Below are 9,906 nucleotides of genomic sequence, written 5' to 3'. Positions count from 1 at the left end.
CCCCGGCACCGCCATACTGGCGCGCATGGCTGCCGCGAGGTCGCCACGCGACAACACCACCATGTCACCGGTCTCCAGGTCGGCCGCCACGGCGCGATAAGGTAGCGGCAGGGCGTCAAAGCTCTGCAGGCTGGCATTGTTGACCAGGCGGTGGATCAGGATATCCACCTTCTGGGTGCTGATCGCCCCCTTGGGGAGCAGTAGCTGGCCATCGTCAGAGAGGCCGATGCCCAGGTTCATCATGTTCAGCCAATCGTCCTGCTTGTCGACATAGCTGCGCTGCTGGCGGGCCGGCACGTCGTCGAGCACGTCGTCCCAGTCTATCTTGCGCACATTGGCCTCGACCTGGCCGGCGGACTGGCCGCTGGCATAGATACCGCCCACCAGTGCACCCATACTGGTACCGACCACGCAATCGACCGGAATCCGCGCCTCTTCCAGCACCTTAAGCACGCCAATATGTGCCAACCCTCTAGCGCCGCCGCCACCAAGCACCAGAGCAACATGGGGGCGTTCCGCCGCCTGCGGGACGGGGGAAAACAACAGGGCAAGCAGCAAGGCGGGAAGCAGACGGCGCATCGGCATGGGCTTCTTATCGGATAAGGCGCGATTCTAGCTGTCCCCAAGGGTTGCGCGCATTTCCTCGCGGAGCCAATTGATAAAGGTCTGCAACACCGGCCGGTGGGGCGGTGGCAAGGGCGTCACCAGCCAGTAGGCCCACTGGAAAGGCAGTTCGGTATCGAACACCTTGATGAGGCGCCCGCTGGCGAGGTCGTCGTGGACCAGGGAGCGTCGCGCCAGGGCGATCCCCTGCCCCGCCACGGCCGCTTGCACCAGTAGGCCGGAGTCCGTGAACACCAGGCCCTGGCTGGGTTCGGGCCAATCCAGGCCCACCCGCTCGAACCATGGCTTCCAGGGCTCATCCATCACCCGCAACAGCGGCCGGCCCTGCAGCTCTTCCGGCTGCTTGGGCAAGCCTCCGGGCAGATGTGGGCTGGCGACCACCAAGTAGTACTCGCGGAAGAAGAACTCGGCGTGTACCCCGCGCCAGCTACCCGGTCCGACCCGGATACCCATGTCTATGCCGCTCTCGGCCAGCGATTCGAGCTGGTTGGAGGACTGCACCCATAGCTCGACCTCCGGGTTGGCTTCGATAAAGCGCCCCAGCCTGGGGGTGAGCCAGCGGGCGGTAAAGGACGGTAGGACCGTGACCGTGAGCTTGGGGCGCTCCCGCTCCCGTCGTATGGCCTCCAGCTCGTTACCCACCGTGACGAAGGTCCGGTTCAACGCAGCCGCCAACCGCCGACCCTCCGGGGTCAGCGCCAATCCACGTCCCTGGCGTACGAACAAGGGGTAGCCCAGCTGCTCCTCCAATCCCTTGACCTGATGGCTGACCGCGCCGGGGGTGACAAACAGCTCGGCGGCCGCCCGCGCCACACTGCCAGTACGGGCTGCAGCTTCGAAGGCCCGCAGGGCAGGCAGCGATGGCAGCTTGGGCGGCGTCTCAAATATTGAATCCAATTCAATACTCCACTGAGAAAGCATCGATTGTCCCGCCACGGCCAGAAGGCAGAAAATAGCCTCAAGCAAAGGGCCAACCGGCCTATGCCCAGATAGTGGAAGGAGCAGAAAATGTTGTATGAGTTTATCGAATACGAACATCGTCTGACACAAAATCAGGTGCTCAGCCTGCAGAGCCGCCCCGGTGACCTTGTCGTGTGCCGACATGGCCGGCTGTGGCTGACCGAAGAGAACGGCCCCGACGTATTGCTCGCAGAAGGGGAAAGCCATCGCATCCGACAGGCCGGCAAGCTGCTGGTCGAACCGCTGATGACCGCTCGGCTGCAATACCTGCCGCGCGAGGTGGCCAGCGCGACAATTCAATGGCGCAATCGCATCTTGCAGTTGGGTCTGTACGCCGCCGCCGTCATCCGTCGCGTTTTTCAGCAGCCGGTCGGACCTGCAGTGCATCGGTCGCAGATCGCTCGCGACAAGCCATCCGCCGGCGCAGGATGCCATTGCGCCTGAGCGCAGCGACAAAGGAGCGTCATCATGGACCATCACTATGAAGAGCAGCACCTGGACGACGCGGCACACCACTACGACGACATCCTGGAGCCTCTCCTGCTTGCCGTCATCGCCCTCCTCTTGGTGCTGGGGCTGGTCACCGATTTCTTTTCCGGTGCCCGCGAACCCCAGCTACAACAGGCCGGCGTCGCCACGGTAAACACCGTGAGCAGGCCCAGCCCGGCCTGATTGGTGGATATGGCGGCCCATACGCCGCCCCTGCCGGCTCAGCCTGATTCACGAGATCGGGCCAGCTCCCTTCTTTTTCCTCACTCAGCGCAAGGACTCCCCAGCATGGACCAGATCAGCCATTACGCCGCCAAGCTTGCCTACGAGATCGACTCTGCCGACCTCAAGCAGGCCCTTGATGCCGGTGAGCGCGTTATCGTGATCGATGCGCGCAGCGCCGAAGCCTTTACCCTGGAACACATTCCCGGCGCCGTCAGCCTGCCCCACCGCAGCATGGACGCCGCCAGTACCGCACAACTGGACCGCGAGGCGCTCTACGTCAGCTATTGCGACGGCATAGGCTGCAATGCTTCGACCAAGGGCGCCCTCAAACTGGTACAGCTGGGCTTCACCGTGAAAGAACTGATGGGCGGCCTCGACTGGTGGAAGCGCGACGGCCTCGCCACTGCCGGGCTGCTGGCCAGCGCACCGGAGGCAGTTGCCTGCGGTTGCTGAGACCACGCGACCACCGGGCAGGCTGCGGCCTGCCCTTTTTATTTGCCATTTATCATTGCGGTACCGGTGCCAGCAGGACCCAAAACAGCATCCAAAGCCCACGGAGGACGACATGATCAAGCTTTACCACGCACCCAGCACCGCCTGTATGGCACCGCATATTTTGCTCGAAGAGCTGGGCATCCCGTTCGAACTGGTGCCGGTCGACAAGGAGAAGGGGGAGCTGGACACCCCTGCCTATCGCAAGCTCAACCCCAATGGCCTGATGCCAGTGATGACCGATGGTGACCTTGTACTGTTCGAGACCGCGGCCATCTGTCAGTACTTGGCCGAGACCCATCCCGAAGGCCAACTGACCCCGCCGCTCGGCAGCCACGAGCGCGCGCACTTTCTCAAATGGCTGAGCTGGCTCTCGACCACCCTGCAGCAAGCCTTGATCCTGTACTTCTATCCGCACCGCTGGGCAGACACCCCCGAAGCTGCCGCCCAGGTCAAGCGGCACGCCCAGGCCAGGGTCATGACCCTGCTTGAACAACTGGAAGCGCAACTGGCTGGCCATGGCCAACCCTGGCTGCTGGGCGAGCGCTACAGCCTGCTCGATCCTTATGCGTTGATGCTGTGCCGCTGGACCCGCAACTTCGAGGGCAGCAAGGCGCGCGACTTCAGCCATATCGGCCCTTGGCTGCAGCGTGTACTGGCACGCCCAGCCGTGCAGCGGGTGTTCACCCGTGAGCAACTGGCCCAGCCCTGGGTGTAGGTACAAGCTCACCGGCCGGGTCCGAACAAGCCGCTTTGACCCGGCCGTGTTTAGTGCAGTGCTTGAAAGTTCGCGGCAGGCTTTTACACTGATGCATCCCCTCCCCCGCCGGAGCACCGTCCATGCATCTGCTCGCCCACCGCGGCTTTCATGCCGAATACCCGGAAAACACGCTGGACGCCTTTGCCGCAGCGCTGCAACTGGGCTTTGAAGGTATAGAAACCGACGTACGGGTCAGCGCCGACCAAGAGCCCATCCTGTTCCACGACCGGGTGGCCAAGACCGGTGAGCCGGTTGCTGCCCTGACCCGCAAACAGCTGTCCGACATCTGTGGCTATACGGTGCCGACCCTGACCGAGGCACTCAACGCATTCCCCCACACCTACTGGAATATCGAGGTCAAGACCCCGGCTGCGGCCAGCCTGGCCCTACCGTTGTTGACGCACTACGACGAAAGCCACCAGATCCTGCTGACCTCCTTCCGCCATGAAATCGTACTGGCAGCGGCCGAACTCCTGGATGCCGAGTGTGGCTTTTTGAACGCGCATCGCCCCGCCGCCATCAACAGCCTGCTGCACGCGGCGCTGCCGCATCGCAATCTGCGCACCCTGGTGTGGGATTGCGAGATTGTCGACCCGGACATCCTGCATCAGGCCAACGCCCTGGGGTTTCGCAATGCGGTCTATGGTGCCAAGACCGCCTATGAGCATGCCTTGCTGCGTGAATTCGGCGTCCAGGCCATCATCACCGATTACCCGCAGCACGCCGGCCTGATGCCATCCTGAACCCGCTATCGGCCTACCCCGACTTGCACCGCCCCTGTGCATACCCGTGCCGCCTGGCGTGGAACTCAAATAGGCGTGTGCAGTCCCTACATCGGTTTCGGCGATTCGGTTAGAATCGCCGCTCTTCAATCCATTCTCCGCCCACCACGGATACTCATCATGTTGAACGGCAGTCTGGTCGCAATCGTGACCCCGATGTTCGAGGACGGCAGCCTCGATTTCGCCAGCCTTGAAAAGCTGGTCGAGTTTCATATTGCCGCCGGCACGGCCGGCATCGTCGCGGTCGGTACCACGGGCGAATCCGCCACGGTGGACGTGGAAGAACACGTGGCCCTGATCAAAGCGACCGTCAAGGCCGCCGCAGGCCGTATCAAGGTGATCGCCGGCACCGGCGCCAACTCGACCCGCGAAGCAATCGAACTCTCGCAGGCCGCCAAGGATGCCGGCGCTGACATGACTCTCTCGGTCGTGCCCTATTACAACAAGCCGACCCAGGAAGGCATGTACCAGCACTACAAGGCCATCGCGGAAGCCGTTGCGATCCCGATGATCCTGTACAACGTACCCGGCCGTACCGTTGCCGACATGAGCAACGACACCATCCTGCGCCTGGCTGCCATCCCCAACATCATCGGTGTCAAGGATGCGACCGGCGATATCGGCCGCGCCGCCGACCTGGCCCTGCGTGCACCCAAGGATTTCGCCCTCTATTCCGGCGACGATGCCACCGCATTGGCCTTTATGCTGATGGGGGGTCATGGCGTGATCTCGGTCACCACCAATGTGGCCCCCAAGCTGATGAGCGAAATGTGTGCCGCTGCCCTGCGCGGTGATATCAAGGCTGCACGTGCCGCCAACGACAAGCTGCAAGGCCTGCACAAGCACTTGTTCATCGAAGCGAACCCCATCCCCGCCAAGTGGGCGGTCAGCAAGCTGGGCCTGATGCCCAGCGGCATCCGTTTGCCGCTTACCCCGCTTTCCCCCGCCAGCGAGGCTCCGGTGCTTGCCGCCATGCGTCAAGCCGGTATCGAAATCTAAGGGTTACTCAGACATGATCCGTTCCACCCGTACTGCGGCCGTCATCTCGGCGGCGCTGCTGGCCGCCGGTTGCGCCAACACCACCTTCAAGGTGCCCTTCCTGGGCAGCGATGACGACAAGCCCAAGACCCCTGAATACGCCCAGGCGCGCAAGGCTATCCAGAATAAGCCGCTCGAAGTCCCGCCGGACCTGAGCGCACCGGAAGGCAACCTGGCCTACGTCATCCCCGGCCTGAACAACATCACCCTCAATGCCGCCGGCCAAAAAGCGCTGGAAACTGGCGCCGTGCTACCCAAGCTCGACAAGGTGCGGATGGAAAGCGCCGGAGGCCAGCGTTGGCTGGTGGTCGGCGCTCCGGCCGAAGTGGTCTGGCCACAGGCCCGTCAGTTCTGGCTGGATCAGGGCTTCAAGCTGAATGTGGACAGCCCGACTGCCGGCATTCTGGAGACCGACTGGCTGGAACAGCGCCCTGACCTGCCGGTCGGCGGCATCCGCGCCGCCATCCAGCGCGGCCTTGGCACCCTGTACTCGACCGGCAAGGTGGACCAGTACCGCATGCGCATCGAGCGCAGTACGACTGAGGAAGGCAGTACCGAGATCTACATCAGCCACAAGGCGATGGAAGAGAACTACGTCGGCGCCAACAAGGAAGACACCCGCTGGATGGTCAGCCCGGTGGAACCCGAGCGCGAAGCCGAACAGCTGAAGAAGCTGCTGGTGCGCCTGGGCGTGAGCACCGAGATCGCCGGCAAGGTGGTGACTGCTGCCAGCAAGCCGGCCGAAGGTAGCGACGCCAACGCAGCCGCCAGCACGAACAACAGCCCGGCACGTGCCGCCATCACCACCATGATCGATGGCAAGCGCGCTATCCAGCTCGAGGAAAGTTTTGACCGCGCCTGGCGTCGTGTCGGCCTGGCACTGGAGCGCGCTGGTTACAGCATCAATGACCGCGACCGCTCGCTCGGCATCTACTACATTCGCCCCGGCGTCATGCAGAAGGCCAAGGACGAAGGCGGCAGCTTCTGGAGCAAGCTCGCCTTCTGGAAGAGCGACAGCGACAAGAAGGCCGAAGAGCAGAAGGGTCCGGAATATCTGGTCATTCTGTCCGGCAAGGACACGCGGACCATGGTGCGTGTCGGCGGCAAGGACGGTACCGCCCTGCCTGAAGTCAACGCCAACGCCATTCTCGACCCGCTGCTGGTCGAACTGCGCTAAGCGCCTGCAACGCAAACAGCCGCCCGAGTAATCCGGCGGCTGTTTTGTTTCCACCTGCGGCCCCGCAGGTAAACCGGACGAACGTACCCATGCACCCGATAAAAAGACTCTACGCCTACGCCCGCAACTACAAGACCGACTTCCGGCTCGCCACTGCCTACTCCGTCCTCAACAAGTTCTTCGACATCCTGCCCGAGGTGCTGATCGGCGTGGCGGTCGACGTGGTCGTGAAGGGTGACCAGAGCTTCCTGGCCACCAAGGTGCTCGGCGGCCTGGGCATCACCGATACCTGGCAACAGCTGCTGGCGCTGGGTATGCTCAATATCGCCATCTGGGGTGGTGAGTCGCTGTTCCAGTACCTCTACGAGGTCAAGTGGCGCCAGCTGGCGCAAGACATCCAGCACGATCTGCGGCTCGATGCCTACCGCCACGTGCAGAAGCTGGAGATGGCCTATTTCGAGAACCAGCGCACCGGCAACCTGATGTCCATCCTCAACGACGACATCAACCAGATGGAACGCTTCCTCAACGGTGGCGCCAACCAGATCATCCAGGTGTTCTGCTCCAGCATCATGGTCAGTGCCGTGTTTTTTGCCCTGCAACCCGGCGTTGCCCTGGTCTCGCTCTTGCCGGTACCGGCCATCCTGTTCGGCGCCTTCTGGTTCCAGAGCCGGCTGGCCCCGCGCTACGCCGAGGTCCGCGTGGCGGCGGGTGATGTGAGTGCCCGGCTCAACAACAATCTGCTGGGCCTTGCCACTATCAAGGCCTTCGCCACCGAAAACTTCGAAGCCGGTCACATCGAGGAAGCCAGCAACGGCTACCGCAACGCGAACGCTCGCGCCATCCGCGTCAGCTCGGCCATCACACCGGTCATCCGCATGGCCATTTTGGCCGGCTTTACCGCGACTCTGTTGTATGGCGGCTGGCTCACCCTGCACGGCCAGCTGGCGGTCGGCGCCTACTCGGTGCTGGTGTTCCTGACCCAGCGCCTGCTGTGGCCGCTGACCGGCCTCGCCGAAGTCGCCGATATGTACCAGCGCTCGGTCGCCGCCATTGACCGCGCCATGACGCTGCTCGACACCGAGATCAAGATCCCCTATGAGGGCCGCCACTTCCCGGTCGAACAGGTACGCGGCGAGCTGCGCTTCGAGCAAGTAGGTTTCTCCTACGGCGACACCCCCACCCTACAGCAGATTGATCTGGTGATCCCGGCCGGCAAGACCATCGCCTTCGTCGGCAGCACCGGCTCGGGCAAGAGCACGCTGGTCAAACTCTTGCTGCGCTTCTATAGCGCCCAGCAAGGCCGCATTCTGCTCGACGGCCAGCCGGTGGATGAGCTCAATCTGCAAGACCTGCGCCGCGCCATCGGCTATGTGGCACAGGACACCTTCCTGACCGACGGCACCATCGCCGACAACATCGCCTATGGCGTGAGCGGCGCCAGCGATGCCGACATTGCGGCCGCCGCCGACGCCTCGGAGTCCACCGAGTTCATCGACAAGCTGCCGCTGGGCTTTGCTACCCGTGTGGGCGAGCGCGGCCAGAAGCTCTCGGGCGGCCAACGCCAGCGGCTGGCGCTGGCGCGCGCCATCCTCAAGAACCCACCCATCCTGATCCTGGATGAGGCCACCAGCGCGGTGGACAACGAGACCGAGGCCGCCATCCAACGTAGCCTGGACGTGGTCAGCCGCAACCGGACCACCATCGTCATCGCCCATCGCCTGTCAACCATACGCCAGGCAGACTGCATCTATCTGCTGGAGGGCGGTCGGATCACCGAAGCCGGCAGCCATGAGGCGCTGCTGGCCCAGAACGGCGGTTACGCAACGTTGTGGCGCTTGCAAACGGGCGAGCGTACCGTGGCCAGCGCCATTGCCTGAGTTGACCAACTGGGTCGATGATAGAGAGGGAGGCGGCCAATGTATTTGAGCAAACCAGTTCTAAATCAGGATGACACCACCTGGGGCAGCTTGCTGGGTGGTGGGGCTTATATCGAAAACGACCAGCGCCACTTCCTGTTGAGCGTATTCAACCTGCACCAGCCCCACCCCTCGGGGATCACGACCCGCTTTTTGCCGCACGGCATTGCCATGGACCCGCAAGACAAACTGCGGTTGGTGCTGTTCGAGAAGATCGGCCCGGGAGCCTGCGAGGTCGACCTGGGCGGTGGCACGGTAACCCGCCCCCTCCCGGCCTCAGCGGGCCATGCCTTTTACGGGCATGGCGCCTTTTCGCCGGATGGCAGCCTGCTCTACGCCACCGAAACCGCGCTGAACGGGTTGACCGGCGCCATCACCGTGCGCGACGGCCGCAGCCTGGCGCTGCTGGGCGCTTTCCCCAGCTACGGCCACAAACCGCACGATTGCCAATTGATTGATGACGGACGCACCATGGTCGTCGCCAACGCGGGCGCCGGCTCACTGGGTGAGGCCGGTTGTCTGAGCTATGTGGACGTTCAGACCGGCGCCTTGCTCGAACGCGTGCCAGTGCCAAACGATAGGGTCAACGCCGGCCATTTCGCCATCGCAGGCAACGGTGATGTCGCACTGATCTCAGCCCCCACCGACGGCCTTGGCCCTGCGCACAATGGCGGCGTAGCGCTACGCCACCCCAAGTCACCACTCATGGCAGCGTCCGCCGCGCCTCATTTCAAGCACCAGCTAAAGGGCGAGACGCTCAGCGTCGCCATCAACACCGCCGGCAACCTCGCGCTGACCTGTACACCAGACGCCAACCTGGTATGCGCCTGGCGGCTCGACACCCAGCAATTGGTCAAGGCCATGCCCTATAGCACACCGCGCGGCATAACCCTCTCTGCCGACGGTAATCACTTCCTGATCTCCTACGGCAACAATGCTGCCGTGATCGCCATCCATGCCGAGACGTTGGCCCCTGTCAGCAAGGCCTACAGCGAGAAGAGCTTTCTCACCGGCTCTCACCTCTGGAACTGGCAACGGGAAGTACGTAGTACCTCCCTGCGGTAAGCCCTTACACGAAAATTTCACATAGTGCTTTGATTTAGATAATAATTCAGGGTTTGCTAATCCAGCCGACCCCGCGCACTCATCAAGTTTCGGGTCCCGAAGTCCTACTGTCGGCTAGAACGAATCTGTAGAGTACATAAGGGTCGGAATATGTTCGCCACATTGCGGGGTCGCGTGATCGCGGCCATCTCCTTTACCTTGCTGCCGGTCATTCTCGGTAGCGCCTTGATCTTCGCCAGCACCGAGAGCCGCTGGATCCACGAGCAGGCCAAGGCGCAGGCCCAGGTCCAGATAGGCAACCTGGTCGACCAGCTGGGCATCATCGACCAGCAGATGCAGGCGCGGGTCAAAGCCTCGATGAAGCTCTTGAAGTCA

General features: G+C 62.9%; 12 protein-coding genes. 10 read left to right on the top strand and 2 right to left on the bottom strand.

Going from position 1 to position 9,906, the window contains the following annotated elements:
* Together VIM95_RS15700 and gcvA are read right to left on the bottom strand one after the other, a co-directional pair.
* The coding region (locus tag VIM95_RS15700) for a patatin-like phospholipase family protein (protein ID WP_331987549.1) at positions 1 to 579 on the bottom strand (579 nt) is incomplete at its 3' end.
* A gap of 33 nt (positions 580 to 612) precedes the next feature.
* Positions 613 to 1,521 carry a transcriptional regulator GcvA gene (gcvA, locus tag VIM95_RS15695; protein WP_331987547.1) on the bottom strand — a complete coding sequence of 303 codons (909 nt, stop codon included), beginning with the start codon at positions 1,519 to 1,521 and terminating at the stop codon, positions 613 to 615.
* A 111-nt stretch (positions 1,522 to 1,632) separates the two neighbouring features.
* Between gcvA and VIM95_RS15690 the strand changes: the two genes are divergently transcribed.
* The 10 genes from VIM95_RS15690 to VIM95_RS15645 all read left to right on the top strand — a co-directional run.
* Positions 1,633 to 2,028 carry a DUF2917 domain-containing protein gene (locus VIM95_RS15690; protein ID WP_331987545.1) on the top strand — a complete coding sequence of 132 codons (396 nt, stop codon included), beginning with the start codon at positions 1,633 to 1,635 and terminating at the stop codon, positions 2,026 to 2,028.
* Positions 2,029 to 2,052: 24 nt separating this feature from the next.
* Positions 2,053 to 2,256, top strand: a complete 204-nt coding sequence (locus VIM95_RS15685) for a hypothetical protein (protein ID WP_331987543.1) — start codon at positions 2,053 to 2,055, stop codon at positions 2,254 to 2,256.
* A gap of 105 nt (positions 2,257 to 2,361) precedes the next feature.
* A complete protein-coding gene (locus VIM95_RS15680; protein WP_331987541.1) occupies positions 2,362 to 2,751 on the top strand; it encodes a rhodanese-like domain-containing protein in 390 nt (129 codons plus the stop codon).
* Positions 2,752 to 2,863: 112 nt separating this feature from the next.
* Positions 2,864 to 3,508, top strand: a complete 645-nt coding sequence (locus VIM95_RS15675) for a glutathione S-transferase family protein (RefSeq protein WP_331987539.1) — start codon at positions 2,864 to 2,866, stop codon at positions 3,506 to 3,508.
* 122 nt (positions 3,509 to 3,630) lie between these two features.
* Positions 3,631 to 4,293 (top strand): glycerophosphodiester phosphodiesterase, encoded by a 663-nt coding sequence (locus VIM95_RS15670; protein WP_331987537.1) that lies wholly within the window; start codon positions 3,631 to 3,633, stop codon positions 4,291 to 4,293.
* A gap of 159 nt (positions 4,294 to 4,452) precedes the next feature.
* Positions 4,453 to 5,331, top strand: a complete 879-nt coding sequence (gene dapA / locus VIM95_RS15665) for a 4-hydroxy-tetrahydrodipicolinate synthase (protein WP_331987535.1) — start codon at positions 4,453 to 4,455, stop codon at positions 5,329 to 5,331.
* Between the two features lie 13 nt (positions 5,332 to 5,344).
* Positions 5,345 to 6,547 (top strand): outer membrane protein assembly factor BamC, encoded by a 1,203-nt coding sequence (gene bamC, locus VIM95_RS15660; protein ID WP_331987533.1) that lies wholly within the window; start codon positions 5,345 to 5,347, stop codon positions 6,545 to 6,547.
* An 89-nt stretch (positions 6,548 to 6,636) separates the two neighbouring features.
* The gene (locus VIM95_RS15655) at positions 6,637 to 8,427 is read left to right on the top strand and encodes an ABC transporter ATP-binding protein (RefSeq protein ID WP_331987531.1); all 1,791 of its coding nucleotides are present in this window, start codon (positions 6,637 to 6,639) and stop codon (positions 8,425 to 8,427) included.
* Positions 8,428 to 8,466: 39 nt separating this feature from the next.
* Positions 8,467 to 9,531: a DUF1513 domain-containing protein gene (locus tag VIM95_RS15650; protein WP_331987529.1), complete on the top strand. Its 1,065-nt coding sequence runs from the start codon at positions 8,467 to 8,469 to the stop codon at positions 9,529 to 9,531.
* Between the two features lie 150 nt (positions 9,532 to 9,681).
* The coding region (locus VIM95_RS15645) for a hypothetical protein (RefSeq protein ID WP_331987527.1) at positions 9,682 to 9,906 on the top strand (225 nt) is incomplete at its 3' end.

The sequence above is a fragment of the Chitinimonas sp. genome (genome assembly GCF_036568685.1).
In the GTDB taxonomy this organism is placed as follows: Bacteria; Pseudomonadota; Gammaproteobacteria; order Burkholderiales; family Chitinimonadaceae; genus Chitinimonas.
Note: the sequence above shows the minus strand (reverse complement) of the source record. Positions and strands in the feature narration are given on the sequence as shown.